The sequence below is a fragment of the Methanofollis ethanolicus genome (genome assembly GCF_001571385.1).
GTDB classification, from domain to species: Archaea; Halobacteriota; Methanomicrobia; order Methanomicrobiales; family Methanofollaceae; genus Methanofollis; species Methanofollis ethanolicus.
Map to the genome: position 1 here is coordinate 1,318,036 of NZ_BCNW01000001.1, position 24,400 is coordinate 1,342,435.

30 protein-coding genes and 1 riboswitch are annotated in these 24,400 nt (G+C 60.9%); of the genes, 8 read left to right on the forward strand and 22 right to left on the reverse strand.

Features of this window, described 5'->3' with window-relative positions; genetic code table 11:
- Positions 1 to 18: 18 nt before the first annotated feature.
- From MEFOE_RS06515 to MEFOE_RS06535, 5 genes are all read right to left on the reverse strand, one after another.
- On the reverse strand, positions 19 to 414 hold the full coding sequence (locus MEFOE_RS06515; protein ID WP_067049951.1) for a type IV pilin: 396 nt from the start codon (positions 412 to 414) through the stop codon (positions 19 to 21).
- 37 nt (positions 415 to 451) lie between these two features.
- The gene (locus tag MEFOE_RS06520) at positions 452 to 859 is read right to left on the reverse strand and encodes a type IV pilin (RefSeq protein WP_067049954.1); all 408 of its coding nucleotides are present in this window, start codon (positions 857 to 859) and stop codon (positions 452 to 454) included.
- A 426-nt stretch (positions 860 to 1,285) separates the two neighbouring features.
- Complete coding sequence (gene thiD / locus MEFOE_RS06525) at positions 1,286 to 2,095, reverse strand: bifunctional hydroxymethylpyrimidine kinase/phosphomethylpyrimidine kinase (RefSeq protein ID WP_235809580.1); 810 nt, start codon at positions 2,093 to 2,095, stop codon at positions 1,286 to 1,288.
- Positions 2,096 to 2,129: 34 nt separating this feature from the next.
- Positions 2,130 to 2,387 (reverse strand): type II toxin-antitoxin system HicA family toxin, encoded by a 258-nt coding sequence (locus MEFOE_RS06530; RefSeq protein ID WP_067049960.1) that lies wholly within the window; start codon positions 2,385 to 2,387, stop codon positions 2,130 to 2,132.
- Positions 2,384 to 2,620, reverse strand: coding sequence for a type II toxin-antitoxin system HicB family antitoxin (locus MEFOE_RS06535; RefSeq protein ID WP_067053063.1), 237 nt, complete (start codon positions 2,618 to 2,620; stop codon positions 2,384 to 2,386). Before MEFOE_RS06535 ends, MEFOE_RS06530 begins: the two co-directional genes overlap by 4 nt.
- 132 nt (positions 2,621 to 2,752) lie before the next feature.
- On the opposite strand from MEFOE_RS06535, the gene MEFOE_RS06540 reads away from it, so the two are divergent.
- The 7 genes from MEFOE_RS06540 (at position 2,753) to MEFOE_RS14610 (ending at position 9,049) form a co-directional block, all read left to right on the forward strand.
- Positions 2,753 to 4,081, forward strand: a complete 1,329-nt coding sequence (locus MEFOE_RS06540) for an AIR synthase-related protein (RefSeq protein WP_067049963.1) — start codon at positions 2,753 to 2,755, stop codon at positions 4,079 to 4,081.
- A gap of 443 nt (positions 4,082 to 4,524) precedes the next feature.
- Positions 4,525 to 5,259 carry a DUF6345 domain-containing protein gene (locus MEFOE_RS06545; RefSeq protein ID WP_153015887.1) on the forward strand — a complete coding sequence of 245 codons (735 nt, stop codon included), beginning with the start codon at positions 4,525 to 4,527 and terminating at the stop codon, positions 5,257 to 5,259.
- Between the two features lie 14 nt (positions 5,260 to 5,273).
- Positions 5,274 to 6,035 carry a hypothetical protein gene (locus MEFOE_RS06550; protein WP_153015888.1) on the forward strand — a complete coding sequence of 254 codons (762 nt, stop codon included), beginning with the start codon at positions 5,274 to 5,276 and terminating at the stop codon, positions 6,033 to 6,035.
- Positions 6,028 to 6,354, forward strand: coding sequence for a hypothetical protein (locus MEFOE_RS06555; protein WP_067049971.1), 327 nt, complete (start codon positions 6,028 to 6,030; stop codon positions 6,352 to 6,354). The genes MEFOE_RS06550 and MEFOE_RS06555 overlap by 8 nt, the downstream gene beginning before the upstream one ends.
- 43 nt (positions 6,355 to 6,397) lie before the next feature.
- Positions 6,398 to 6,940, forward strand: coding sequence for a winged helix-turn-helix domain-containing protein (locus tag MEFOE_RS06560; protein ID WP_235809646.1), 543 nt, complete (start codon positions 6,398 to 6,400; stop codon positions 6,938 to 6,940).
- Between the two features lie 482 nt (positions 6,941 to 7,422).
- A complete protein-coding gene (locus tag MEFOE_RS13700) occupies positions 7,423 to 8,613 on the forward strand; it encodes a S1 family peptidase (protein ID WP_153015889.1) in 1,191 nt (396 codons plus the stop codon).
- A gap of 307 nt (positions 8,614 to 8,920) precedes the next feature.
- Entirely contained in the window at positions 8,921 to 9,049 is a 129-nt protein-coding gene (locus MEFOE_RS14610) for a hypothetical protein (RefSeq protein WP_268872616.1), read from the forward strand.
- A 425-nt stretch (positions 9,050 to 9,474) separates the two neighbouring features.
- Here the strand turns inward: MEFOE_RS14610 and MEFOE_RS06565 are convergent, their stop codons facing one another.
- The 14 genes from MEFOE_RS06565 to groES all read right to left on the reverse strand — a co-directional run bounded on the left by MEFOE_RS06565 (position 9,475) and on the right by groES (position 20,930).
- Complete coding sequence (locus tag MEFOE_RS06565) at positions 9,475 to 10,254, reverse strand: class I SAM-dependent methyltransferase (protein ID WP_328585460.1); 780 nt, start codon at positions 10,252 to 10,254, stop codon at positions 9,475 to 9,477.
- Positions 10,200 to 11,198: a replication factor C small subunit gene (locus MEFOE_RS06570; RefSeq protein ID WP_067049980.1), complete on the reverse strand. Its 999-nt coding sequence runs from the start codon at positions 11,196 to 11,198 to the stop codon at positions 10,200 to 10,202. Before MEFOE_RS06570 ends, MEFOE_RS06565 begins: the two co-directional genes overlap by 55 nt.
- A complete protein-coding gene (locus tag MEFOE_RS06575; RefSeq protein ID WP_067049983.1) occupies positions 11,185 to 11,931 on the reverse strand; it encodes a 4-phosphopantoate--beta-alanine ligase in 747 nt (248 codons plus the stop codon). The genes MEFOE_RS06570 and MEFOE_RS06575 overlap by 14 nt, the downstream gene beginning before the upstream one ends.
- Complete coding sequence (locus tag MEFOE_RS06580) at positions 11,928 to 12,788, reverse strand: pantoate kinase (RefSeq protein WP_067049986.1); 861 nt, start codon at positions 12,786 to 12,788, stop codon at positions 11,928 to 11,930. Before MEFOE_RS06580 ends, MEFOE_RS06575 begins: the two co-directional genes overlap by 4 nt.
- A complete protein-coding gene (gene coaBC / locus MEFOE_RS06585) occupies positions 12,770 to 13,906 on the reverse strand; it encodes a bifunctional phosphopantothenoylcysteine decarboxylase/phosphopantothenate--cysteine ligase CoaBC (protein WP_067049989.1) in 1,137 nt (378 codons plus the stop codon). The genes MEFOE_RS06580 and coaBC overlap by 19 nt, the downstream gene beginning before the upstream one ends.
- Positions 13,884 to 14,771, reverse strand: a complete 888-nt coding sequence (locus tag MEFOE_RS06590; protein ID WP_067049992.1) for a class I SAM-dependent methyltransferase — start codon at positions 14,769 to 14,771, stop codon at positions 13,884 to 13,886. Before MEFOE_RS06590 ends, coaBC begins: the two co-directional genes overlap by 23 nt.
- A gap of 2 nt (positions 14,772 to 14,773) precedes the next feature.
- On the reverse strand, positions 14,774 to 15,817 hold the full coding sequence (locus MEFOE_RS06595; protein WP_067049996.1) for a 60S ribosomal export protein NMD3: 1,044 nt from the start codon (positions 15,815 to 15,817) through the stop codon (positions 14,774 to 14,776).
- Positions 15,818 to 15,821: 4 nt separating this feature from the next.
- A complete protein-coding gene (locus MEFOE_RS06600) occupies positions 15,822 to 16,112 on the reverse strand; it encodes a DUF424 domain-containing protein (RefSeq protein ID WP_067049999.1) in 291 nt (96 codons plus the stop codon).
- Positions 16,113 to 16,156: 44 nt separating this feature from the next.
- Positions 16,157 to 16,987 (reverse strand): TatD family hydrolase, encoded by an 831-nt coding sequence (locus MEFOE_RS06605; protein ID WP_067050001.1) that lies wholly within the window; start codon positions 16,985 to 16,987, stop codon positions 16,157 to 16,159.
- Entirely contained in the window at positions 16,974 to 17,312 is a 339-nt protein-coding gene (locus MEFOE_RS06610; protein WP_067053066.1) for a dihydroneopterin aldolase family protein, read from the reverse strand. Before MEFOE_RS06610 ends, MEFOE_RS06605 begins: the two co-directional genes overlap by 14 nt.
- Before the next feature lie 533 nt (positions 17,313 to 17,845).
- On the reverse strand, positions 17,846 to 18,025 hold the full coding sequence (locus MEFOE_RS06615; protein WP_067050004.1) for a hypothetical protein: 180 nt from the start codon (positions 18,023 to 18,025) through the stop codon (positions 17,846 to 17,848).
- Positions 18,022 to 18,843 carry a prenyltransferase/squalene oxidase repeat-containing protein gene (locus MEFOE_RS06620; protein ID WP_067050007.1) on the reverse strand — a complete coding sequence of 274 codons (822 nt, stop codon included), beginning with the start codon at positions 18,841 to 18,843 and terminating at the stop codon, positions 18,022 to 18,024. The genes MEFOE_RS06615 and MEFOE_RS06620 overlap by 4 nt, the downstream gene beginning before the upstream one ends.
- An 8-nt stretch (positions 18,844 to 18,851) precedes the next feature.
- A riboswitch (Fluoride riboswitch) is annotated at positions 18,852 to 18,915 on the reverse strand.
- Between the two features lie 116 nt (positions 18,916 to 19,031).
- A complete protein-coding gene (groL, locus tag MEFOE_RS06625; RefSeq protein ID WP_067050010.1) occupies positions 19,032 to 20,648 on the reverse strand; it encodes a chaperonin GroEL in 1,617 nt (538 codons plus the stop codon).
- A 6-nt stretch (positions 20,649 to 20,654) separates the two neighbouring features.
- Positions 20,655 to 20,930, reverse strand: coding sequence for a co-chaperone GroES (gene groES, locus MEFOE_RS06630; RefSeq protein WP_067050013.1), 276 nt, complete (start codon positions 20,928 to 20,930; stop codon positions 20,655 to 20,657).
- 124 nt (positions 20,931 to 21,054) lie between these two features.
- On the opposite strand from groES, the gene MEFOE_RS06635 reads away from it, so the two are divergent.
- On the forward strand, positions 21,055 to 21,486 hold the full coding sequence (locus MEFOE_RS06635) for a winged helix-turn-helix transcriptional regulator (RefSeq protein WP_235809583.1): 432 nt from the start codon (positions 21,055 to 21,057) through the stop codon (positions 21,484 to 21,486).
- 7 nt (positions 21,487 to 21,493) lie between these two features.
- Here MEFOE_RS06635 and MEFOE_RS06640 read toward each other — a convergent pair whose 3' ends face one another.
- Genes MEFOE_RS06640 through MEFOE_RS06650 form a run of 3 tightly spaced genes read right to left on the reverse strand, consistent with a single transcriptional unit; the run spans position 21,494 to position 23,971 of the window.
- Positions 21,494 to 22,522, reverse strand: a complete 1,029-nt coding sequence (locus tag MEFOE_RS06640) for an outer membrane lipoprotein-sorting protein (protein ID WP_067050016.1) — start codon at positions 22,520 to 22,522, stop codon at positions 21,494 to 21,496.
- Positions 22,512 to 23,159 carry a hypothetical protein gene (locus MEFOE_RS06645; RefSeq protein ID WP_067050019.1) on the reverse strand — a complete coding sequence of 216 codons (648 nt, stop codon included), beginning with the start codon at positions 23,157 to 23,159 and terminating at the stop codon, positions 22,512 to 22,514. The genes MEFOE_RS06640 and MEFOE_RS06645 overlap by 11 nt, the downstream gene beginning before the upstream one ends.
- Positions 23,156 to 23,971 (reverse strand): hypothetical protein, encoded by an 816-nt coding sequence (locus tag MEFOE_RS06650; protein WP_067050022.1) that lies wholly within the window; start codon positions 23,969 to 23,971, stop codon positions 23,156 to 23,158. The genes MEFOE_RS06645 and MEFOE_RS06650 overlap by 4 nt, the downstream gene beginning before the upstream one ends.
- Between the last annotated feature and the right edge of the window lie 429 nt (positions 23,972 to 24,400).

The window sequence follows — 24,400 nt, forward strand, 5'->3', positions numbered from 1 at the left end:
CGGCCCCATATCCCCTGCTCAGACCATGGCGTCCAGGACGACCTGCGACGACCCGTCGCTGTATGTCGCGACGACCATGACCCGGTGTTTCTTCCCGGGATCCGCGGATACCGTTGTATTGACGGCCGACGACCCGACAGTGGCGTCGAGACGGTCGGTCTGTTCCGTGCCGTCGATCGTCCAGTTCAGGTGGTCGACTGCGTCGGCACCGTCGCCGCCGACATAGGTGACCAGGACCGCACCGTCATCCATCCTGACGGCCTTCGCCCCGACGATACCGTTGTCGGGGATGCCCCCCATGGTGCCGAGGGAGAAGGAAGCGACAAGGGCGGCGAGGATCACGGTGACGGCGACCATGAGAACGGTGGCGACGGTCGCGGAGACCGCATCTTCGTGCTCATTGGATTGGACCATAGGTCTCCGTCCTCAAAAAGAAAAAGGAGATTGGGGTTCAGACGTAGGTGTCCAGGATGACCTGAGAACCGCCGTCGGTGAACGTTGCCGTGACAACGACGTGGTTCCTGTTGCCGGTATCGACACTCGAATTAATCTTCAAAGAGTCACCAACGGTAACATTACCGGGGAACACAGCCTTTTTCTTACCGTCATTGACGTTTACACTGACGTTCTCGACAAGGCCTGAATCCTTGCCACCCTGGTATGTGACGGAGATCACCTGCTTGTCTCCATCAACGGTGTGAGTTGCCGTGGCGGCAACACTCTTGGAGGACGACATGTTGCCGGCCATACCGAAGACGAATGCGGCGATGACGGCCGCGAGGATCACCGTGATGGCGACCATGAGGATGACGCCGATGACCGGCGACACTGCTTCTTCATTCTGTGCGAACTGTTTCATCGTTTTCACCTCCAGACCTCATCTGAGGCTGGATATCATAAGGTGTCAGGATTGAGGATATAAACATTCCGATTCTTATCTAGAGACATGGACCGGTTATATTGATATTCAGGCGATAAATACCGGGATATTGGGCCAGAATTCCCGGGAGGGCACGGGCATATCGGCTCCCCTGGGCCGGGCAGGACGGGGGGAGAAAAACCTGGCTCCATTTCCGGATCAGGGATAGATATGCGGGATACAGGGCAGACCCGATCCTGCGGCGGATCGATCGCTCTCGCAAAATCCGGGTGAAGGGAAGGGGGGAGACGGCATCATCATTGCACCACGATATATAATGGTATGTATTTCCGTGTGGACACTATAATATCCAGAAATCGAAAAAAGATATAATTATAATCAAATTATGTTTTTCAAAGGTTATTGTCACACATACGGGAAGTCTCCCTTGCCGCACTCCCACAGGGGGTTCACCGACCGGCGACCCCGGAGGTCGGGGACGGCATGGGCGATGGCACCGTCGATGAAAGTCTTTGCCGCGACAAAGGCGTCCCGGAGAGGCATGCCGCGGGCGAGTCCCGCCGCAAGGGCCGCGGAGAAAGAGCACCCCGTACCGTGGACGGCATAGGGGTGACGGAGACCGGAGAGGACGACCTCCCCTGTCGCATCGATGAAGATGTCGGTCGGGTCGCCCGGGAGGTGGCCGCCCTTCACGACCACGGCCCCGGCACCCATCGCGAGGATCGCCCGCCCCGCCTCTCGCATCCCGTCCGGTCCCTCGACCGGGAAACCCGCCAGCACCTCAGCCTCGGGGAGGTTCGGCGTCACCACCGCCGCGCGGGGGATCAGGGCGGCGACCAGGGCGGCGACCGCGTCCTCTTCAAGGAGACGTGAACCGGACGTCGCCACCATCACCGGGTCGATGACGAGCGGGACACCGAAGGGGAGGGCGGCGGCCACCGCGTGAATGACCCCGGCATCCGCGAGAATCCCGGTCTTCACGGCGCCGACAGGGAACGCCTCGAAGACCGCCCTCACCTGGGCGGCAACGGCGTCGGGAGAGAGGGGCCACACCCCGGCCACGCCACCGGGGTTCTGCGCCGTCACCGCCGCGATCGCCGACGTCCCCCAGACGCCGTACGCGGCGAAAGTCTTGAGATCGGCCTGGATACCGGCACCTCCCCCCGAGTCGGAACCGGCGATCGTGCATGCACAGACGGGAAGATCCATCACCATCTATGGAGACGACATCCCACGAATACCTTCCCGCTCACGAGACCGGCGCGGCCTCGCTGACGAGGAGGACAAAACGCTCTTTCTGGATGTTCGCCTGCTGCAGGATGCAGAGGAGCGTTCCCACCGGTAGAACGCTCCTCTTCGGCAGGATCACAAGGAGACGCCGCCCGACCTCGTCGACACGGTACAGGGCGACCTGCCTCCCCTTGCTCCGCCGCGGCGCATAGTCGAAGCCCGCCCTCTTCAGCGCCCTGAAGACCGTGTCGGAGGAGAGGACAGGGAGACGACTCACTCGATCACCTCGAAAGTCGCCGCAAACTTGCGCGGCGACCGCAGTGCCGGGGCGATGTCCTCCATCATGCCAAGCGCCCTCGCATTCTCCAGATAGAGCTCGACCGCCTCCTTGAGGTGGACCAGGGCCTCGTCAGGCGTGTCCCCGCAACTCGCGACACCGATCTCCGGGCATTTCGAAACATAACTCCTCTCTTCCTCCCAGAGCGCTGCAGTCAGGGTATATTTTCTCATACTTCGTACTCCCCCGTGCCGGGCGACGCTGACCGCCCACCCCACCCTTGCGCTCCAGAAATATGAATCCTCGTGCAGGCCGGGGAGGACACCCATCACTGCCTTTAACACCCTTCCCGTCGATCCTTTTCTATGGATATCGAGGGATTTGTCCGCAGGGAACTCTCTGCGGGCAGGGGCGAAGACGACGTCGTCGCAGCCCTCAAATGTGAGATCCTCAGGATCAAGACAGACGCTTCCCCTGAATATGTCGAGACATTCGCAAAAGCCGTCCTCGAAGAGGTGAAAAATACCACCGGCCTTACCGGCGATCTCTTCGCCTTCGAACATGCCGGTGTCACCATGGGAGAGTTCGGCGTCGGGTCCCGCGGGAAGGGCGACTTTTTCGCCCACAGGCAGTTCCCGCGGATCATCGGGAAGGCCGCAGCCACGGTCGGCGTCGACGAGATGGACGACGCGGGGGCCGTTGCGGCGAACGGGAAATATATCATCACCACCGTCGACGGCATGCACTCCCGCCTCTCCGACTTCCCCTTCCTCGCCGGTTTCCATGTGACGCGGGCGACCCTGCGTGACGCCTACGTGATGGGGGCAAAACCCGTCGCCCTCCTCTCCGACATCCATGTCGCGGACGACGGCGACGTCGCCAAGATCTTCGACTACACCGCCGGGATCGCCGCCGTCGCCGAGGCGATGAACGTTCCCCTGGTCACCGGGTCGACCCTCCGCATCGGCGGGGACATGGTCCTCGGCGACCGCATGACCGGGTGCGTCGGGGCCGTCGGCGTCGCCGACCACCTCACCGCCAGGAAAGAGACGCGGCCCGGCGACGTCCTCCTCATGACCGCGGGCGCGGGCGGCGGCACCATCGCAACGACGGCGCTCTACTTCGGCTACCACGAGGTCGTCGAGGAGACGATCAACCTCCACTTCCTCAAGGCCTGTGAGGCCCTCCTGAAGAGCCCCGTCCTCGCCCACATCCACACCATGACCGACGTCACCAACGGCGGACTGCGGGGCGACGTCTATGAGATGGCCGAGACCGCAGACTGCCGGATCGTCGTCGACGAGGAAAACCTCAGGAAACTTGTCGAGCCGAAGGTGCTCGCCATGCTCGACGCCCTCCAGATCGACTACCTCGGCGTCTCCCTGGACGCCCTCCTCATCGTCGTGCCGCCGGAGCACGCGGAGGAGGTCATGGCCGTCGTCCGCTCGGCCGGCGTCCCGATCGAGCCGATCGGCCACGTCGAGGAGGGGCCGGCCACCTCGGTCCTCATATCTGGCGGTGAAGAGCGCGACTTCCAGCCGCGGTTCAGGGAATCGGCCTACACCCCAGTGAAGAAGGTCGTGGACACGGAACCCCGCGACTTCGACGAGATGAAGGAGAAGGTCAGGGCCGCCGCGGACGCGGCGATAGAAAAGAAGATGCGGGTCATCGCCCGGCTCCGGAAGAGCGAGTGAAGGGTACCCCCTTCCTCTTCGGAGTTTCCCGTTCACTCTTCTTCGGCTCCATTGGGAGCAACGAGCACTAACTAACTTAAGAGGTTCTTCAGGTCTTCGCTGTGCGAACGAAGTGAGCAGGAGAGAGCCATTAGGCTTCCCCGAGTAGTCCCGCGGCGGGCCAGAGGGGAAGGCAAGGGTCCGCACATCCTCTCAGAGAACTTGGAGGACACATCCACCAGAGGGATTCTCCAGGGCCGAAGGAGGATATAACTCGATCTCTTTTGTTCGAAATAAGCGAACATTTTAAGTATGGTTTTCTGCGTGTGTGGATACTCTCTATTTGCCCACTAAGAAGCCAAAATTGGGAACACGCCATTCAAGTTGCGATTGTGCCCGATATTTGTCGTAATATCTTCCGGAATAGGATGAGTGGTGGGAAATATCAGCAAATGGTGATGTGAATGGATCATACGAGAATGAAAATTTTCATGGCGACTCTGCTGTTAGTAAGCAGTTTATGTTTGCCAGCATCTGCGTGGAGTTACAGCATAACCAACATCATGAACTATGATGATCCCGGGACAACGGATCTTACGAACGGAAACGCCGTCTGTGGCATTGTCAGTCAACGCCTGCAGGGGGCGGGATGGACAGAGTTTTTCTCGCATAGTGATGCAAGCGCCGTACGGGCCGATTTTGGAACAGATAGTGGAGGATATCAGGGTCTAGACGGTGCACATTTCCACTGGCATTATGGGCATGGAGTTATGCCAGGCACCATGTCAAGCATCTGCCTCTCGAACTATCCCTACGGATATGTGAATCGAGATCATGTGTACAAGAAATGGGATAATGCCAATAAATGGACGGTCATATATTCGTGTCTGGTCCTCAAGGATCGCCAATGGGGCAACGCTCTCAAGACAGCGCACGGGATACTGGGTTTTGAAACAACCGTCACGGGGACAACGTCACTTCCGACCAGTTTCTTTTCATACGCGATTGATAACGATTACTGCATGTCAAGCGCGTGGTATTACAGCACGCTTAACTCGTTCGGATCTTCTGTGACGGCAGTTGCCATCGCCGACACCCAGCTGCAAATGACAAGCGATCAGTTGCCGGGGCAGGGTCATCTTGAGCCTGACGAGGATCCGGATGACAACAATGGGTATTACAGTTCCTGGGCATGCTAGGGAGGAGATGAAACATGAAGTATCTGGGAGTTTTAATTTTTGGAATCATTGTATGCAGCGTGGGCCTCGGTCTCTTTGCGGAGGTAGCCCATTCGAGTTTGCATCCTGCAGAGTCACTTCAGGGACAGGATCTGAATATTGTTATGGCGAGTGCCCTCCCCTCCGGCCCCGAAACTGCGCCGAATTACAGGGTGATCGACTGCGAGACCTTCCAGGAGATCAAGGAACCCAACATCATGGCAGCAAGAGAAAACCTGCCAACTGAGCAGGAGGGTCTGACCATTGCAGAGAAAATTCTTGGTGCATACAGCGGCATCCCCGACGATGCCGTCGTTACCCACGCGGAAACGATATATCTTCGAGAGTATAACACGACGAGTCTTGAAGAGACCAGAAAAACACCCATGTGGGTGCACATAATCTTCGGGCAGGAACTGGACGGTATGCCTGTTGTCGGGCCCGGGGCAGAGATCATCGTCGATCTCGGTGAAAATGGCAAGGTGCTCCATGTCCAGAAGATATGGCGGACGGTAGAAAAGGCTGAAAATGTCCCGCTCATCACTGCGGGTGCTGCGCTCGAAAAACTCAGGAAGGGAGAAACCATCAACAGACCACTATCGCTGACAGGAACTATCGAGATCAACCGGGTCACGCTGGGCTATTATGCTGAAGAACCAGACATAACCCAGGAGTATCTCACCCCGGCATGGATATTCTACGGAACAGATGGTGCAAATGCCTCCGAAGTTCTCTGTGTGAGTGCCATCGATGGATAAACTCCTCTCTCTTCTTTTTGAACTGCGGGAAATGACGCTCCCGCAGGCAGGGGTGCTTCTGGGTGCCCTTTGGGGTTTTCTGGGAGTCATATGGCTTGACTTCTTTATTATGGATCCGTCGCCATTTTCGGAAGGGGGGTACTTCCTCGCGCTACCTATCACACGCTCTGTCGAGATCTTCTATGCATCTGTAGACCTGTTCATGCCGGGAATGCATATCCCGTTCATCATGAACAACATTCTCTACCCCGTCATAGGTGCGTTCATCGGCGGTATCGCAGGTCTCGTTCTCGATATCTTCTCGGGCAGACACCCATGACAGATATTTTTTCAGACATTAGGGATTATTTCGCAAAATGTATATGCAGAGCAGGTTTAATCGAACAGATCGAGGCATACTATTGTCAGATGAGATTCTCCTGGACATCACCACATTTGAAGCACTATCGTCCGAGACTCGCATATCTATCCTGAAAAATCTCGAAGCACGCCCTATGACGGTCTCCGAGATTTCAAAAATCCTCAATATCCCGAAGTCCTCTGCCTACACCCACCTTGCAAAAATGCTTGCATCAAACCTCGTAAGGCGCAAAGAAAACGATCACAAGTGGGTTTATTATGAGATATCGTATAAAGGGTATGCGCTCCTGCATCCATCGAAAATACAGCAGGTGAAGATCATCCTCACCACCGCACTCGGGATAGGGGCGTGTGGACTCGCCGTACTGGGTGTCGATATTCTCAGCAATCTTCCGTCTCCTGAGGCCGGTGTCGCTCTGGGATCTCTTGCCGCTTCATCTCTCTTTACGACAGGTCTCATGCTCCTTGCGACAGGATCGTTGCTCTTTGTTCTTGCCGTGTTCCTTTTGATGTCACGGTCTGACTTTATCCCGATCGGTGATTAGGAAGACGGGGATAGGGTTTGCACACAGGACCGCACCCAGAGGTCTCTGGAGAATCAAGAACAGATCCGGCCAATACTATGAAAGCAGTTCAAAATTGTGATCGAGGAACTCTCCAGAATTATTATCCTTTGTCCCTTGATTGGCAAAAGGCTGCAACAACGACATTGAAAAATCAACTCTGGAGAGATGTTGAATGTTCGATGGCGACGGCCCCCTGATCATTCTCCTGAAATCTCCCGCAAGAGTTCGCACCTCCACCCCCTGACAGATAAACGATCTGCTCAGAAACCACAAATATATTATGCACCATATTTAGTGGTGGTGATGCAAAATTCAGGGGCTTGCCTCGATGCGATGCCGGGAATTATCGATGAGATGTTCCCGGCACTAAACCCCCCCATAGGGAGTATTTCCCCACTCTAAAGGGAAATCATCCTTTTTGAGTTTGGCATCCCGGAACAAAAATTGCAGAGGTGAAGAAAATGAAAAGATTAACCGGAATTCTGTCGGTCCTGTTTATCCTGGCCTTGCTGGCCTCGGCATTTGTGGGACCTGCCGCAGCGAAACAGAATGACAGTGAACAGAACTACGTAGATGAACGTACAGATCTGACACCTGAAGAACGTGCTGATGTCATTGAGGAACTGAGATCCCATGAAAAAATTCTGGGTATTTATGGAAGTCTTCCGGACTTTAGCGATACAAAGACCTCACACCCCTGGATCTCATGGTATAGTCAGTTGGATCACTTTACTGACGATAACTTTGATTCTTTTGCAAAACCTCGCCTGTATCCCAAGGGACCGGTTATCGGCTATGGATATGACGTTGAAGGATACATCGATGTAGGTATTCCGGAAGACTGGCCCGAAGATAACATTACGGCCACCATGGAGGAACTGTACGAAATCCTCGACAAAAAGGGGAAAGATGCAGGCTTCGAGAGTATCCCCGTAAAATTCAGGAGTGTCTCTGTCCGTCCGGACAGTCTTGTCCTCTACAGTGCGAGTAACAAATCTCGACCGATAACTGGGGATATACAGATTCAGACAATCTTAGACAGAATTCGACCATTAATTGGAGGTATGCAGATTCAGACACTCTTAGGGAGTGATATAGCAAGTTCAACACTCGGGTGGGCTGCACAGACCTCTTCTGGCACGCGGGGTTATGTTATTTCAGCGCATTGTTCGGATGGGAGTGGAGAAACTGTCTATCAACCGACGACCGGTTCTTCAAATGCCTGTGGGTCTGTAGGCGCTGATCCAGGATGGCCATATTCATCTTCTTACGCTGATGCAGCCTGGGTGCCATACAGCAACGTTGCAGCAAAAATTCACTCGCAGGGTGTGGATCAGAGTGTAAAAGGACATTATGACCCTTGGCCTGGCCTAACTGTTTTCAAATCCGGAAGAACAACGGGCACGACCTCTGGATCAGTCCAAAGAAAGGATATTGTATTCTATCCATCTACACAGCGTTACTTGTATGATCAGTACTTTGCTTCATACACTGCTGAGCCTGGAGACAGCGGATCACCGGTTTATCACGTTGAGTCCGACCACGATAGGATAATTGTGGGAATTCTTTCTGGTAGTTTTTGTGGCGAAGAGTATTTTTCACCGGTATCCGGAGTGGAAACAGAACTGGGTGTCCTGCCCTTAACCAGTTGAGAAAACTCATATCACTTAAAAATTGGCTCTGCTTATCATCCTGCGTTATTCAGAGGAGAAGTATTCAGGTCCAGAAGAGTAAGCACAGATCCTTCATCCTACCACGATCCTACGCAGGTATCACTCATGGAGAGCAGAAGCCCTGATCACCCCAGAGGGCCCGCGCATCCCTCGCCGGGCAGGAGGGTTTTTCCAGGGCCATCGACGCCCTGATCTTTGCGCCACTCCGGAAATGGCGCTATTATGAGCGTTATTCTGGATATCATTTCCGAAGAAATATATACAATCCTGACATGCAGGGAATTGTATGGCGAAGAACCAGTGTGCAGATGCAAAGAACCCCAACAACCCGGCGCAGAAAGCGGCAGCGGACAACAGGGCGAATCAACTCAACCCGAACAACAAGGCCACGAAGTCGGGCAAGGACAAGAAGTGAGCAGGGGAAAAAACACAATCCATTTCTCAAAAAATCGCAAAAATCCTCCATTTTTGGTACGGGGATGAGGGATCATCCCCGAACCCTCCGTCATACCATGCAGGGATCGGGAGAGAATATCATGTTCGGGTTGATATCTTCTTGAATTCCCTGAAGCATAGTGCGAAACCCCCGCCTTCCCCTACCTCTCTGCCGGGGGACTGACGCCCCCGGACCCCCGAAACAGGATAGGGTCATGGAAGAGAAACCAGAGATCCTGACGAAGGAGATTGCCCTCCACCCCCTCTCGCAATGAGGGGGGATCGGGGGGTGAAACCCCCCGGACAAGACGCCAGAACAGAATTTTTCAGAACCGAATGTGAGTCCTTTCATCGGCGTGCATGAAGGTTCGGATCAGTTTTGGGATGACCCCATGAATAAAAAAATCATCTCTCCTTCTTCCCGCTCGCGCAGACATTGAAGGCAAGGTACGAGAGTTTCTTCTCGACGAAAGGCTCCGCCTTCCTGACGGCATCGAAGATGGGCTTTTTCATGTTGACGTGGGCGAAGGAGCAGCGGTGGACCTTCAGATCGGTAAACCCGGCCGCCGAAAGGAGTTCACGCATCTGCTGATCCGAGTAGTAGTGCTCGCCAAAGCTCCCGACCCCGATCCGACTCCAGTGCGCTTTCTCGCCGAGACGGTAGATCGCGGGAAGGATCGACGTGAAGACATTGTGGCCGAGGGTGCAGATAGCGATGCGGCCGCCGGGACGGAGGACGCGGTACGCCTCGGAGAGCATCGCCTCCGGGTCGGGGACATAACTGAAGGCAAGGATGCTCGATACCGCATCGAAGGACGCGTCCCTGAAAGGAAGACGGTCGGCCGTCCCTGCCACGACATCGTCGAGGTGGTTCTGGTGACGGGCCGCCTTTACCATCTCAGGCGAGAGGTCGAGCCCTACCGCCGTCCCGCCGCCGGCGTTGAGATAGTGCTGCATGAACAGGCCCGTCCCGCAACCGAGGTCGAGGAGGGCGCCCCCCTTCGGAAGGCAGTTCATCACGTGGTCCCTGATATGGCCGTGGTACCGGTTCCCGACGTCGCCACCATAGCGGCTGTCATAGATCTCGGCCACACCGTCGTAGTGTTTCTGAATCTTCTCATAATCGCGCTTCAGGAAAACACCTCCTGTGAAATTCGTGCAAGAAGGGCATTTATCTGGATAAATTCATTGCCGCCCCTCCGTATCAGGAGATCGGCATCGGCAAGGGCGACGGCGATCCGCGGGTCATTATAGGTGCGGTCGGCCGCCCGTGCAAGTTCCCTGACCACTTCTTCGCCGGTCAGACCATAGTCAATGAGCAGTGCCTCGGTGCGCGCCTTTGCCCCGGCAAGGTCGCCCTTCATCAGGGCCCCGAAGGCCGAGGCTGCCACGTTCTCTGTCTCGGACGCAGCCGTATCGGCGAGGTCGATGTGTCCCTCAGACTCAGCGGAGAGCTGGAGGAGGAGGATCGCACGTCGCAGGTCGCCGGCTGCCGCCGGGACGATGAGGTCGAGGTCGTCGGCCGATACTTTTCCGGCAGGGACGCCTTCGGCCTTCAGGATCTCTTCGAGACGCCGCCTGACCAGGGGGTCGGGGACAGGGCCGAAGGTGAGAGGGAGACACCTTGAAGCGATCGCGGGGATGATCGCGCTCCCGTTCGTCGTGAGGAAGACAAACCGGCACGTCCCCGAGTAGCGCTCCATGAGCCGGCGGAGCCCCTGCTGGGCTTCCCTGGTCAGTGCAGCCGCCCCTTCGAAGACCACCAGCCTGAATACCGCGTCGAGTGGCCTGATCCCGGCATACCACTTCACGATATGCTTGAAGTTCGAGAGGACGCTCTCATCCTTCCGGTAGAGATGCGCAAAGCGCTCTTCGGCCTCCAGGTACTTCCTCCCCTGCTCGAAGATGTCGGCAGTGGGAAAGACCGTGGTGTTCTCCTGCCAGTGCGTGCCGTACAGCCTCCGTGCTAGGGCTTCAACGGCGATGCTTTTCCCCGTGCCGGGCCTGCCGACGACGAGGAGGTGAGGGACGTTCCCATCGTCGGCAGCCGACCTGAGGGTCTGCACCACGCTCTCCTGCCCCAGGATCCCGGAGAAATCGGTCGGTCGATATTTTTCACTCCAGAGCATCGTTGATCACCTCAAGGTGCCGCATCATCGCGGCAAGCGCCTCCTTCAGGAAGGGAGTGTTATCAACAGACGAGGCGATCTGCCTCGCTTCGCCAGCCGAGAGAACGCGGCAGTGACCGGTGATCGCGGGGACTGCCCGCGTCACCTCGTCCACGACCGCGAGGGTCGCGGTCCGCGCAGTCCGGGAGAGGGGGTTCAGGTCGATGGCGATGACGTCCTTGCCCATCGCCCTCAGGGCCTCGCACCGGTCGCCATCTTCAAGGGGGACGAGGACGAGATCCGCGACCCCGATGCCGTCCCGGAGGCAGAGCGCCCGGTCGTGGGCGAGGGGGATGAGACGTTCGGACTCGCCGGTGAGGACGTCCACGCCGTTGGCGCGGAGAAGGGCCGTGATCTTTTCCATCCTCTCCTCTGTCCTGTGGAAGAGGTTCACCTCGACGGCCGCACCGCTCGCCTCCTGGAGGGCGGCGATCTGGTGGGCACAGAGAGCGGCCGTGTTCCCGTTCACCGAGATGACCGGCCGTCTGGCAGAGAGGAGCATCGCCGCGGCGACCCTCTCGGCACGGGCGGCGCTCTCCGTCGTCTTCTCCCCGAGGAGATAGTCGAAGGCCTCGCCGCGGCCCTGGGCGATCAGGCCCTCCGGGGCGAGGACGCCCTCCCGCATAGCCGCGGCAAGGCGGTCGCGGAGGAGAAGGGCGGCGTACCTGGGGTGGTCCTTCGGTATGGTCGTCATGGCCGCACCTCAAGAAGGCGGAAGCCCTCGCGTGCCACCCTGAGGGGGATCGGGTCGCCGAATGCGGCGAGCACCTCGTCTGCCCCCTCCCCGGTGGCAAAGACGCCGAGGCCGAGCATCGTCATGCTCGCGGGAACGCCCGCAGCGTCGCACGCTGCAAGGGCCGCCCGGACTTCAGGCCTGACAAGACCGCTTTTCTCGGCAAAAGAACGCGAAAGACGGAAAAAATCATGGAGGTCGGTCGGGCAGGTGTCCGGACAGGCCGCGGCGACCTGCGCCAGCCTTTCGGCCGAGCCAAGCACCTCGGGCGTCGGCAGGGGGCCGAAGGAGAGGGCCCAGACAGTCTCGTCGAGAGGAACCCGCGTGATCGTCCCGGTCGTACCCGGCGTCTGCCTGCAGACAAGCCCACCCCCCTGACACGCGGCGACGTCGCCAAGGCCGGTGTTGTGAACGACCTCCGCACGGTGGGCAAGGGCGGCGATCGCAGGCCTGTCCATGCCGAGGTCGAAGAGAGCGTTGAGGGCGGTGATCGAGGAGAGAAGAGCGGCTGCGGAGAGGCCGAAGCCGGCGCCGATAGGGAGACGGCAGGCCGTCTCCACTCTCGCCGTCACCCCGAGTTCGTGCATCACATATTCAAGCGGGGCAGAACCCGCGGATTCGGATATGACCTCTCCGTGGGCGCCGAGGCACCTGACCACCACCGCCGACGTACCGGCGGCCGAGGCCTCGGCTCTCACACCCTCGTCGATGACAAGGCCAGCGCCGAGACTGCCTGTCGTCTCCGGCGTTGTCCCGGCAACCTTTCTGAAATATCCCGAGATGTGTCCGGGCGAGAAGGCTACAGCAGTGCGGACCATATCGCCTCTGCCACCTCTTCCTTCGTTCCTGTAACAGTTCTCCTCGAATCCTTTCTCATAAGCACAAACTCCCCGCCCGCGGCCCCCATCGCCGGCGGTGTATTCACAACGACCATGGCGACGCCGGCGTCGAGCATTGCCGCGGCCCTGGCCTCCTCGTCCCACCCGAGTTTGAAGGCGACGACCGTCCCGGAAAAAATCCGGAGGACAGCGTCGAGCACCTTGGGGAGGGGGCGGAGTGCGATCTCCACAGGCGCACCGCTCGGTATCTTCCCCGCCGCCCGTGCGGGGGCGAAGTCGGAGACCGCCGCCGCCGAGAGATAGTAGTCGGCCCCCTTTCCGACCCCGGCGAGCACCGCCTCCATCATCTCGCCTGCCGTCTCCACATGCACATTCTCGACGCAGGGGACGTGTCCCGCATGGACGACCGTCACCGAGGCCCCGAGGCGGTAGGCTTCAAGGGCCAGGGCCCGGCCCATCTGCCCGGTGGAGCGGGTGGTGAGCACCCGCACGTCGTCGACGGGTTCAGCGCAGGCGCCGCTCGTAATTACGACACGTTTTCCCGCAAGGGGACGGCCAAGGAGGGCGCGCTCGACGTGGAGGGCGATCTCTTCGATACCGGCGATCTTCGCCTTCTCCTCCTCGATCCGCGGGGGGACGACGTCGATTCCCCAGGACTCCAGTTTTGCCAGGTTCTCGACGACGCCGGGGTGGCGGTACATCGACTCGTGCATCGCGGGCACGACGACCACCGGCATACCCCGACCAAGGGCGGTCGTCGCAAAGGTGGTGACAGGCGTGTCGTCGATGCCGTGGGCGATCTTCCCGATCGTGTTCGCGGTGCACGGGGCGACGAGGAGGAGGTCGGCGCACCCCCCCTCCCCGCAGTAGAGGACGTGCTCGACCATGCCGGTGCACCGGGTGATCGCTTCCCGGCCCGTGGCATAGGTGAGGGCGTCGGGGTGGACGATCCCGCAGGCGGCCGCGCTCATGACGGCCTGCACGACGGCACCCCGCCGCCGGAGTTCGTGGGCGAGCCGCACCGTCTCGACAACGGCGATGCTGCCTGTTACCGCCAGAACAACCGTTTTTCCTTCAAGCCTTTGTCCGCCGCTCATCGAGCACCACGTCATGTACGACATGCCATATATGCGGCCCATATTTCTTTACTTTGCGGGTGGCGACCGATGCGGAGAATCCTGCCGCAGCAGTTGCCGTGTCGATCGCGGCCCCGGCGTCACCGAGGGCGTGGAGATGGAGGACAGTGCCCGGCCCTGCATGGGCCAGGGCGTCGGGGAGGAAGGACGGGGCCTCGAAATGACCCATCACGATCCGGTCGTAGGTGCCGAAGAGGAGGTCGCGGCAGTCGCCACACTCGGGCCCGACCCGCCCATCCAGACCATTTTCCTCCACGTTCCGCCTCAGGTAGCCGAAAGAGACCGGGTTGATCTCCAGTGCATGCACCGACGCTCCGGCTGCGGCCATCGGGAGGGTGAAGTAGCCGATCCCCGCAAACATGTCTGCCACCCTCTCGCCGGGACGCACCGCCCTCCCCATGCGGGCGCGTTCCTCCAGGTTTCCCTGCGCGAACATCACCTCCGCGGGGTTGAGCCAGTAGCAGAGGCCGTTCTCGTGGTTACGGACGGGATGGGGCTCGCCATGGAGCACCTCGACGCCGGGGAGCCGTTTCACTCCGTCGATCGTTCGCAGGTACAGGACGCAGGCAGGGCGACGCCATGCGAGGATCTCCTCCACCTCTGCCGGCGTCGGGCGGGCACCATGGAGGACGGCGGTGTCGCCGATCATCTGGAAGGGGCGGCCGCGGTATGGCTGTCGCTCAGGAAGGTCGAGGTCGGCGGGCCAGCCGTCACGCACCGGCACATACGCGACGCCTCCCTCGACATAGGGGCGGCGACAGGGGTCGGCCCACGCCTCCCGCACTGCCGCGGCGAGGTCGCCAGGGGAGACCTTCCGCACCCGCATGCTCATCCGACAAGGACGAACAGTCTGGTCTCGGGGTCGCGGAGCACCAGGACCGTCCCGCCTTCTTCGGGGTGCAGCCAGGGGACGACCCGGCACTCCACCGCGCCCTGCGTCTTCGGGTCCAGGATACCGACGATGTCGTCGTACAGGTACGCGACAAGAGCAGTCTCGGCCTCGCCGACATTGCCGACAAGCCTTTCCGCTTCATCTTCGGCGATGAACCTGTTCGTGCCGTCCTGGAGGTCGAAGACCTGGAGCTGACCGTGCCCGGTCTGGCGCACTTCGACGTACCGGCCCCTCTGGACGACCACGTCTCCTTTCTGGTACCTCGGCAGGCGGACAAGGAACGTGATCCGAAAGAGCCTCTTCCCCTCCTTCTCGCCGACGAGTTTCGGGTGGGTGGTGAGGCGCCCGCCGAGGGCCGCGGTGATGTCGCTCGCAATTGCCTGCCCCATCTGGTTGGAGCCGACGACGATGTCGAGGCCGTCCTTCGTCTCGTCGATCTTCGAGACAAAGGAGAGGCGGGCCCCGCCTTCCTGGAGGACGTCCTCGGTCTGCTCGGCGATCCGTGCCGCAGTCTCCATTTCACGGCCGCTCAACTTCCGGTCGGTCGCCCGCACCTGGATGATCCCCTCGTAGTACCCGCCGCTGATCCGGTTGCACCGGTCGCACTGCTCCTTGCGCCAGACAATTTTCGTCGTGCACTCTCCCGAGACCGGGACGCCGTACAGGGTGCCTGAGACATCCATACGGGCGATCGTCCGGTTCGGGCTCGGGTCATAGGAGGAGATGACAATCTCCGATCCCCGCACGTCGGCGTGGAGGTGGAGGGCCGAGACCGCGAGTTCCCGGATGAGGGTCTCGCGATCGACCATCGTGTCGCTCCAGGTCTTCCCGTGCTTCTGCGAGTCGCAGACCGGGCAGTAGATGCTCTCCACCCGGGGGTCGCAGATGAGCCACGCGGTTTCCGCGGCACGGCACTCCCTGCAGAGCCCGACAGAGGGCTTTCCGCAGCGGGGGCAGACACTTGGCAGTATGTCGACCATTGTTCTAGACCGCAATGATAAGGGCGTGCGGGACGCCGCAGATGGTCATAAAGGTGTTCTCGGAAACCAGTCCCATCGCGACGGCGATGCCGACCGATTCCTTTCCGATCAGGTTTGCGTTGGCGGTGTGGCTGAGGGCGGCACGCACATCATCCCCGGTGGCGTGCGTCGTTCCGTAGAAATCCCCGTTGATGCAGATGCAGAGATCACCGTCGCGGAGGGTGGTGTTGAGCAGGTCGTCGTCGCAGACCGCCACCACCTCGCCACTGGGTGTCCGGTGGATCTTGAGGTACATTGTGTACTGTATTGGCGGGGTCGGATAAAAAAGGGAGGCTGGAGTCAGAGGGTGATCTCGACGCCATACACGGCGGCGGGTGTTTCGGCGTGGATCCGCCAGGCGTCGTCTTCAGTGATCGCACCGGTCTCAAGGAGGTGGCGTGTGACCCTCGGCACGGATTTCGGGCCGAGGACGGCACCGGGCCTGCTGTTCTCGTCCATATAGTCTGTCTCCAGGGTGAAGCGCCGGCCTGCCCTTGCCATATCCGCGAGCCCTTCCTGCTTTGCAAGGAAAGAGGGCATGAGAGGTGTGTCGGGGGTGGCATAGTGCTTGACGACCCGGCCGGGGTCCATGCCTGCCTTCTTCGCGAGGTCGACGATGTCGGCGCACGGCCCGCTCTCGGCGTGGACCTGGAGGGCGCACCCGAGGTCGGCCGCGAGTTCGAGGGCATGGACGAGCACCCGCTCCGAGGCGGCGGCGACGTCCCCGGTGACAGGGAAGTGGGGGCGGCCGCTCTTCAGGCCGACGGCCCGGCCTCCGGCGACGAGGCGGGAGGCGACGTCGAGGCCGGCGCAGGCGAGCGCCTCCGCGGCCGGAAGGCCGAGGCGGTCGGCGTACTTCAGTACCTCGATCGGATGGACGCCGAGGATGGGGAAGACGGTGATCCCGGCGCCTGTCCTGACGAGGTCGGCGATCCGCAGGGTCTCCTCGAAGGAGGCGGCGAAGTCGTCGGCGGTCGTCGGGCAGATGCCGAGGGAGTAGGCGGGCAGGGAGACGTAGAAGACGTGCGTCCCGCCGGCCCTCTTGAAGTCCTTCGCCGCCTCCACGCCCCGGCCCCGGTGGGGATTGAAGTGGATGTGGTCGTCGGTGATCGGGGTTTCAGGGAGTTTCATCGATGGACCTGATGGACATGAGGGGGTACTCGCCGGTGTATGCGAGGGCGGCGACGCACCGGGCCTTCCCGTAGACGGTGGTGATCTCCGCGGAGAACATCGCACCGGTGAGTTCCGAGTAGCCGAAGGGGTTCTCGGTCATGAGGTCGCGGTTCAGCCGCACCCTGATCGCCGTCACATACGGCTGGAGGCCGACAGCCCCTTCGATCGCTGTCTCGACGCTCGACGCCGTCGCTCGCGAGATCGGGGTGCCGACCCACTGGTGGTACAGGGCGCCGAGTTTGATCCCGGCCTCGAAGACCGCCTGTTCACGATCCGAAATCATGGAGAAGAATGGGAGGGGAGGGGGGATGAGAGTTTCGACCGGGGCAGGTGAGGAGGGACCCGGAGAAATCCCCCGACGCACCAGCGGCGGGGAATGGGGTGCAGACGCCTGCCCCGCCTGCCCCGCCTCCCCGACGACGCACCTGTCGAGTGCCGTGATCATGCGGTGCAGTTCGCCGGCGATGCCGTCCAGCCCGGCGGCGGCGATATCTGCGGCGACAAGTGCGGTGTGGACGGCGCGGGAGGCAGGTATGGCCACCGCCGCATCGCCGGGGACCCCGCAGGTGTCCAGCACCCGGAGAAGTTCTTTCCTGACCTGCACGACGGAGTCCTCAATGGTGCGGCGCTCTGAGGGGGTGATGTCGGATACGTACCGGGGAAACGCCGCCCCGGACTCCGTGGCGTGCAGGACACTCTCGATATCGCAGAGAAGGCTGTCGATATGGCGGCAGGTGACACGGAGGCGGCGTGCCTGATCTTTGTTCAGAGGGAGGCGTTCAGGAGGCATGGCAGACCTCATCGCAGAACCGCCATTTACCACATGCCCCACATGGCGTCGCAGTACAGGGCGTCGGTTTCGTCGCACAGGCGTGTGACCTCCTCGGTGAGGGCGGCGAGTTCTTCCTCCGCGTCGAAACCTGCGGCGATCTTCCAGCGGGTCTCGTCGATCCGGGCAAGGATCTCGCCTTTCAGGGCAACGATCATCGAGGTCATTGCATCTCCTCCCGGCCGTCGGCGAGCAGGAGAGTCCTGACCGCCATCCATGTCGTCTCCAGGGTCGCCGTGCCCCCGAAGACCGAGCGGGAGAACCCGCCGGAGGGCGTCAGGCACCTGAGGACGAAAGTTCCGGCCGCAGGGGAGGGTGAGATGCCCAGGACCCGTGCGGCGGCGACGCCGGCGGCGACGTGCTCCAAGTAGGCGGGCGAGGTGCCGGGCACGTTCACGTAGCCGTACTCCGGGTGCGTACACCTCTGAAGGAAGGCCGCCGCCTCTTTGCCGTCGGGAAAAGCACCGAGGGCGGTGCAGATGGCCATGGCGTGAAATGCCTCGACAAGTGTGGGGTATCCGCCATCCGGCGTGCGCGACGCGCGGACAGCCGCGAGAAGGCCGGACCTGACCTGCGGCGGGACAGCGATCCCGAGGCTCCGGCAGAGGTGCGCATAGAGGTACTGGCGGGTGAGCGCGCTCTCCGACTCCACCGGTTTCTCCGCTCCAGATAGCGCAGGTGCGGCCGACCGTATCCAGGGAAGGGGGTCATGCCGGGGCGGGGTGCCAAGGGCCGCAAGGGCGAGGAGAGCATAATACCCGGTCCCAAAGAACTGGTACGACCCGTCTTCCTGCTGGCGGGTGCGCAACCATCGGGCGGTCGCCGGGTCGCCGGTCCCGGCACCGAGGGTACGGAGGGTGTCGAGTGCAAAGAAGGTGTCCGCAACATTTGGTTCGTTCAGGCGGTAGAAACAGTAGCCACCGTCCGGGCAGCGCCGGTCGGCGATATAACGGATGTAGGGTTCGGTGATAGCGTTCTCGGTCATACGGCAGAGTCCATGCAGAAGTCATCAGCCCTGGTGGGGCGGTTGACGGCGGACTTCATCGCCTGTACGCAGTTTTTGATCACATCACTCTGGACACGCCGTCGACATTAGTTTTTCCACGCCGTGGAGAGAATGCACCGGCGGTCGGGAGAAAAAAAAGAGGGGCTGAGGACTGAAATACCCGGCCTTCAGATGATGATGGCCGGAGTCTTCTCGTCCTTCTCGTCGTCGAAGTCGGTGACGGCCGCTTCGGTGGTGAGGAGCATCCCCGCGATGGATGCGGCGTTCTGCAGACCGCTCCGCACGACCTTCGTCGGGTCGAGGACACCGGCGGCGACGAGGTCTTCGAAGCAGTCCTTCTTGGCGTTGTAGCCGACATTCGGATTTGCCTCGGCCCGGACCCGTGCGACGACCTCGGCGCCTTCGACACCGGCGTTCGCCGCGATCTGCCTGAGGGGTTCTTCCAGGGCACGCCTGACGATGCTCGCACCGATCGTCTGGTCGCCTTCAAGGTTCAGACCGTCGAGTGCTTTCTGCGCCCTGAAGAGGGTGACACCGCCGCCCGCAACGACGCCTTCCTCGACTGCCGCCCTGGTGGCGTTGAGGGCGTCGTCGATCCGCATCTTCGTCTCCTTCTGCTCGGTCTCGGTTGCGGCCCCGACCCTGATCACGGCCACGCCGCCGCCGAGTTTGGCGAGACGCTTCTGGAGGTTCTTCTTGCGGTATTCGGTGTCGGCGATCTTGATCCTGGACTCAAGGAGCGCCTCCCTCTCCTCGATCGCAGACTTCGCACCCTTCCCGCCGACGATCACGGTCTTGTCGTGGTCGATCCTGACGTTCCGGGCATGGCCGAGCATATCGTCGGTGAAGTCTTCGAGTTTCAGCCCCTTCGCCTCGGAGATGACCGTCGCACCGGTAAGCACGGCGATATCGTCGAGGACAGCGTTCTTCTCCTCGCCGAACCCCGGGGCCTTCACGGCGCAGACTTTCAGGGCGCCGCGGATGATATTGAGGATCAGGGCGGCCTGGGCGTCGCCGTCAACGTCGTCGGCGATGATCAGGAGGGGCTTGCCCTCGGACGCCGCCATCTCCAGGGCCGGGACGATCTGCTTGACAGTCGAGATCTTCCGGTCGGTGATGAGGACGGCCGGGTCTTCGAACTCGCAGACCATCTGTTCCTGGTCGGTGACCATGTACGGCGAGATGTAGCCGCGGGCGAACTGCATGCCCTCCTCGACAGTGAGGGTGGTCTCCATCGTCTTTGAGTTCTCGACGGAGATGACGCCGTTGTAACCGACCTTCTCCATGGCGTCGGCGATGAGGGCGCCGATCTCCTCGTCGTTGTTGGCGGAGACTGTGGCGACCTGGACGATCTTCTCCTTATCGTTCACCGGGATGCTCTGCTTCTTGAGTCCGTCGACGACAGAGGAGACCGCACGGTCGATGCCGCGCTTCACATCGACGGGGTTCGCGCCGGCGGCGATGTTTTTCATCCCCTCGGCGAGCATCGCCTGCGCGAGGATCGTCGCGGTGGTGGTGCCGTCGCCGGTGGTGTCCTGGGTCTTCGAGGCGACTTCCTTCACGAGTTTCGCCCCCATATTCTCGAAGCGGTCGCGGAGGGTGATCTCCTTCGCGATGGTCACGCCGTCGTTGGTGACGAGGGGCCTGCTGCCCCGGTCGAGGACGACGTTGCGCCCCTTCGGGCCGAGTGTGATCTTGACGGTGTCAGCGACCTTGTTGACGCCGGCGAGGAGGGCCTTCCTCGCATCTTCCCTGAACATGATCTGTTTGCTTGATGATGTCATAGACGCTCACTCCACCTTCGCAAGAATGTCTTTCCACCCGACAAAGAGGTGCTTCTCGCCGTCGATCTCAATCTCTTCGGCCGAATAGCCTCCGTAGATGACATGGTCCCCGGCGGCGACGGGGAGAGGGCGTCCGTCTTCAAAGGTACCGACAGCAACGACTGTCCCTTCTTTCCGCTTCTCCCGTGCAGAGTCAGGGAGATATATCCCGGTTATCGTCTTTTCCTCGGACCTCTCCTGTTTCATGAGAACTCTCTCACCGATAGGCTGAATTTTTGTCATTCTATCACTTCAGGGATCCGTGTTGAAGGATCGATTAATACTGTGGTTTGCAGTTCTATATATATGTGTCGCATTTACGTTGAAATGATATCAATTTACTATATATGATATCGGTTCAAACGGGATGGTACATGTTCTTCAGGGTGTTACCATGATCGACCAGCGCATCTCCCTCAGGGCCGTCGAAAGGCCGCAGGTACCGGGGACAGAAGAGAAATTTTCGTGGTTCTGCGAGAGTCTCGGCCTCACCCACGGGCGCGACCTCGACACGACGGCAGAGAGGGTCGTCCTCCAGATCCTGGAGGAGGTCGCGGAGGAACCCGGCGTCTCGTCGGCGAGGATCGCGGAGAAACTTGCGGTCACGCCGGCGCGGGTGAACCACCACGTGCGAAACCTCGTCGCCACCGGCCTCCTGTACCGCAGAAAAAAACTCATTTACCTGCGGGGCGGGAGTCTTGCGGCCGCGGTCGTGGAGATGAAGAAGGATGCCGACCGGATCTTCGACGAACTCGTTGCGGTTGCGGAGGTCCTCGACAGGGAAATAGTTCGACACTGATAGAGGGTCATGAGAAGGTTTCGACCGACGCCGAGACCCGCACCATTTCGTCCTCCCCGGCGACGCCGGTGAGCGTGAACCTGGTCTCTCCCTCCGTCCAGACGAGGATGTCGGACCCATTGTCCCGGTACAGTCGTCCGGAAAAATTCCCGGCAGGCACCTCTTCAGGCGTGCCGCGGGGAGGGGCAGGGTCAGGGAGGTCGGCGGGACGGGCAACGAGGGTGAGGGTGTCCCCGGCGATGTCCGTGAAGGTGAGCACCGCATACCTGCCGGGCAGGAGAGCCCCCTCGCGGAAGGCATAGCCCGGAGGGAGGTACGAGGGGACTGGCACCTCTTCGGGGATCTCGGCACGCTCGAAGAAGACCATCGGCGTGACAGCAACGGTCTGCGCCAGCGTCACGTCCGTCCCTGGCGGCGGGACGAAGGAGAAAGTGCCGGGCGGGACCTCAGGGTCGGCGACCATGTCCTTGAAGGTGAACCGCACCAGTTCCCGCCCGTCCCGGCCATAGAAGGTCGCACCGACAAGGACGCCGGTTTTTGCATCGGCCGACGCCCTGATCCGGTACACAGGGTCCCTGAAGCGGGTCGGAGCCTCGCCGAGGGACTCGTTCCCTGCGATCCCGACGACCCTGACGGTGCGGCCGTCTTCTGTTTCCATGCCCTCGTACGTGAGGTCCCCCTTTTCATAGGCACCTTCGAGCACTCTCCGTGCCTCGAAGACATTCCAGATCAACCAGGTACGCTCGTCCAGGACGGTGCCCCTGTATTCTGATGGGACCACCGAGATCTCTCCCTCGACCGGGTCGGAGGTCCAGAAGCGACGACCGTCGTCGGTGAAAAGGGTGCCGTCGGGGAATGTGGCACGGAAACGTCCGTCCCCGGCGACGACCATGGCGATGGTGACGATGGCGCCCTCACTCTCGACCGTGACGTTTGCAGACCAGTTCTCCGGGACGACCGGGGGCGCGGCATCCCCGACGCATCCTGCGGCAAGGACTGTCGGCAGGAGGAGGAGAAACAGATACTCAGGCCGCATGGCCGTCACCTCCCGGGAAGGCGTATGCCGTCGCCTTCAGGAGGTCGTCGCGGAGGAAGGCGGTGAGGAAGGGGCGGACGTCGCCCGGTCTCAGGAACGTGACCGGACAGACAGTCGTCTCCGCAGGAAAGGCGACAGAATCAAAGGCTCGAAAAGACCCATTCTCCAGCAGGGCGACCTCGCGGTCATAGGTCTTCTCTTTCCGCGCCGGTCCGGCCCGGATCAGGAGTGAGTCATCGACAGCGTTGAGTTTGTCCAGGGCGCTGAGGAGAAGGAGAGGATGGAGACCGGGGCCTGCGGGAGCGGCAGGAGAGAGAGACGTCTCCATGCCGGGGTTCTGTTGCCATGCGACCGCATAACTCATCGGCGTCCCTTCCCTGTCGCGCCCCTGGAACCTGAGGGTGACCGTCTCGGGAACGCCACGGTCCGTCCTGATCTCCAGGCCGGAGAGGACGGTCGTCTCGTTCACGCAGTCGAGGCGGCCCATCGCCTCCTCCCAGAGGGAGGAGAGGGAGACGCCGGGCGATGCAGCCTCCTCCGAGGGCCCGATCCCCGATGCAATGGCAAAGAGAAGGAGGAGAGCGCCATAGACCAGCACGACGACCACGGCAACCGCGAATGCCGCGGGCCTCATCATACAGGCACCCACTCCCCGCTCTCGCCCGGATCTCCGGGTTGGTATCTGCTGACAGTCGCCGTCACCGTTACTGGCCCGGCCCCTGCCGGCACGGTCTCGTCGACTCCGGTCAGGTAATAGTCTTCGGGTATGCCATGGTAGAGGCCACCGCCGGTGGAGAGTCTGAGGTCGAAGGAGACCTGCGCCGGCGCCGCAAGGCCGTCGACCGCCACCACCGTCAGGTAACCGCTGTCGACCTCCCCAACGACCGGCGAGAGGTGTTCCCGCAGCGGGCGGTGCGTCCCGTTGATCTCCGTCTCGAAACGGTAAAACCCGGCGTCGATGTCTGTGAGGTTCTCCTCGTTCGTGGTGAAGGCGAGCATGTCGCCGCGGTCTGTCCCGGTGATCGCCGTCGTCCAGGCGCCGAAGGTCTGGTTTTCAAGAGAGGACGCGGGGTAGAGGAGTTCCTCGTCGGTCACTGGCAGGGGGACGAGGACTGTCGTGGCCACGGTGCCGGTGTGGCCTGCAAGCCCGGTGATGGCGACGGTGTAGGCGAGAGAACCGGGGTGCACCTCGGGCCATGCGGCGAGGAGGAGGACGCCTGAGTATGCGGCGACGCAGAGAACGACACCGACGAAAAGGGAGACAGCGATCAGACGCACCGGTTGTCCCTGCCTGTATGCGAGCACGGCAAGGACCGCCGCCGCACCGCTCCCGCAGAGGAGGGAGAATTGTGCGGCGGCAGGGAGAGCGCCCGCGAAAAAGAGGAGGTAGCCGAGAGCGGCGAGGGCGAGGACGGCACCGGGGGCCCATGCAGGGACCGTCCGCTCCACTCAGCGCCTCCTACCGGGGCAATAGACGGTCAAAACCTTCTCAATTGCCGATCTGCCACGCATACGCGAGACATCGGCATGGGATTATAAAAGTCTTCTGTGCAGATCGTCTATCTGTCGACACGCGGGACTCTTTTCACGGCGGATCGAACCTCAGGAAGCGGACACAGGCATAGGAAGAGATAAGACGAAGAGGTGAGGTGACGACGTTCATCCATACACAGGTCGATGTATCCCCCCGCCCTGGAGAGAAGGCAAAAGGATCGCAACAGTTATATCTGGCGGCACCGAACATTCCGATCGTCTCCGGGCAGACGGGAGGCCGGGTTGCGTGCAGAACGAACATGCCCGGCCTCCCGGGGGACACTCACCAGCAAGACGTCCCCGACGACAGGCACTCTTCTTGGATAATGACTTTGTAGAATCGCA

Bases quoted from the DNA above. Each gene is read 5' to 3' on its own strand.
- MEFOE_RS06515 (WP_067049951.1), bottom strand. From the start codon at position 414: ATGGTCCAATCCAATGAGCACGAAGATGCGGTCTCCGCGACCGTCGCC.
- MEFOE_RS06520 (WP_067049954.1), bottom strand. From the start codon at position 859: ATGAAACAGTTCGCACAGAATGAAGAAGCAGTGTCGCCGGTCATCGGC.
- thiD (WP_235809580.1), bottom strand. From the start codon at position 2,095: ATGGTGATGGATCTTCCCGTCTGTGCATGCACGATCGCCGGTTCCGAC.
- MEFOE_RS06535 (WP_067053063.1), bottom strand. From the start codon at position 2,620: ATGAGAAAATATACCCTGACTGCAGCGCTCTGGGAGGAAGAGAGGAGT.
- MEFOE_RS06540 (WP_067049963.1), top strand. From the start codon at position 2,753: ATGGATATCGAGGGATTTGTCCGCAGGGAACTCTCTGCGGGCAGGGGC.
- MEFOE_RS06545 (WP_153015887.1), top strand. From the start codon at position 4,525: ATGGATCATACGAGAATGAAAATTTTCATGGCGACTCTGCTGTTAGTA.
- MEFOE_RS06550 (WP_153015888.1), top strand. From the start codon at position 5,274: ATGAAGTATCTGGGAGTTTTAATTTTTGGAATCATTGTATGCAGCGTG.
- MEFOE_RS06555 (WP_067049971.1), top strand. From the start codon at position 6,028: ATGGATAAACTCCTCTCTCTTCTTTTTGAACTGCGGGAAATGACGCTC.
- MEFOE_RS06560 (WP_235809646.1), top strand. From the start codon at position 6,398: ATGCAGAGCAGGTTTAATCGAACAGATCGAGGCATACTATTGTCAGAT.
- MEFOE_RS13700 (WP_153015889.1), top strand. From the start codon at position 7,423: ATGAAAAGATTAACCGGAATTCTGTCGGTCCTGTTTATCCTGGCCTTG.
- MEFOE_RS14610 (WP_268872616.1), top strand. From the start codon at position 8,921: ATGGCGAAGAACCAGTGTGCAGATGCAAAGAACCCCAACAACCCGGCG.
- MEFOE_RS06570 (WP_067049980.1), bottom strand. From the start codon at position 11,198: ATGCTCTGGAGTGAAAAATATCGACCGACCGATTTCTCCGGGATCCTG.
- MEFOE_RS06575 (WP_067049983.1), bottom strand. From the start codon at position 11,931: ATGACGACCATACCGAAGGACCACCCCAGGTACGCCGCCCTTCTCCTC.
- MEFOE_RS06580 (WP_067049986.1), bottom strand. From the start codon at position 12,788: ATGGTCCGCACTGCTGTAGCCTTCTCGCCCGGACACATCTCGGGATAT.
- coaBC (WP_067049989.1), bottom strand. From the start codon at position 13,906: ATGAGCGGCGGACAAAGGCTTGAAGGAAAAACGGTTGTTCTGGCGGTA.
- MEFOE_RS06590 (WP_067049992.1), bottom strand. From the start codon at position 14,771: ATGCGGGTGCGGAAGGTCTCCCCTGGCGACCTCGCCGCGGCAGTGCGG.
- MEFOE_RS06595 (WP_067049996.1), bottom strand. From the start codon at position 15,817: ATGGTCGACATACTGCCAAGTGTCTGCCCCCGCTGCGGAAAGCCCTCT.
- MEFOE_RS06600 (WP_067049999.1), bottom strand. From the start codon at position 16,112: ATGTACCTCAAGATCCACCGGACACCCAGTGGCGAGGTGGTGGCGGTC.
- MEFOE_RS06605 (WP_067050001.1), bottom strand. From the start codon at position 16,987: ATGAAACTCCCTGAAACCCCGATCACCGACGACCACATCCACTTCAAT.
- MEFOE_RS06610 (WP_067053066.1), bottom strand. From the start codon at position 17,312: ATGATTTCGGATCGTGAACAGGCGGTCTTCGAGGCCGGGATCAAACTC.
- MEFOE_RS06615 (WP_067050004.1), bottom strand. From the start codon at position 18,025: ATGACCTCGATGATCGTTGCCCTGAAAGGCGAGATCCTTGCCCGGATC.
- MEFOE_RS06620 (WP_067050007.1), bottom strand. From the start codon at position 18,843: ATGACCGAGAACGCTATCACCGAACCCTACATCCGTTATATCGCCGAC.
- groL (WP_067050010.1), bottom strand. From the start codon at position 20,648: ATGACATCATCAAGCAAACAGATCATGTTCAGGGAAGATGCGAGGAAG.
- groES (WP_067050013.1), bottom strand. From the start codon at position 20,930: ATGACAAAAATTCAGCCTATCGGTGAGAGAGTTCTCATGAAACAGGAG.
- MEFOE_RS06635 (WP_235809583.1), top strand. From the start codon at position 21,055: ATGGTACATGTTCTTCAGGGTGTTACCATGATCGACCAGCGCATCTCC.
- MEFOE_RS06640 (WP_067050016.1), bottom strand. From the start codon at position 22,522: ATGCGGCCTGAGTATCTGTTTCTCCTCCTCCTGCCGACAGTCCTTGCC.
- MEFOE_RS06645 (WP_067050019.1), bottom strand. From the start codon at position 23,159: ATGATGAGGCCCGCGGCATTCGCGGTTGCCGTGGTCGTCGTGCTGGTC.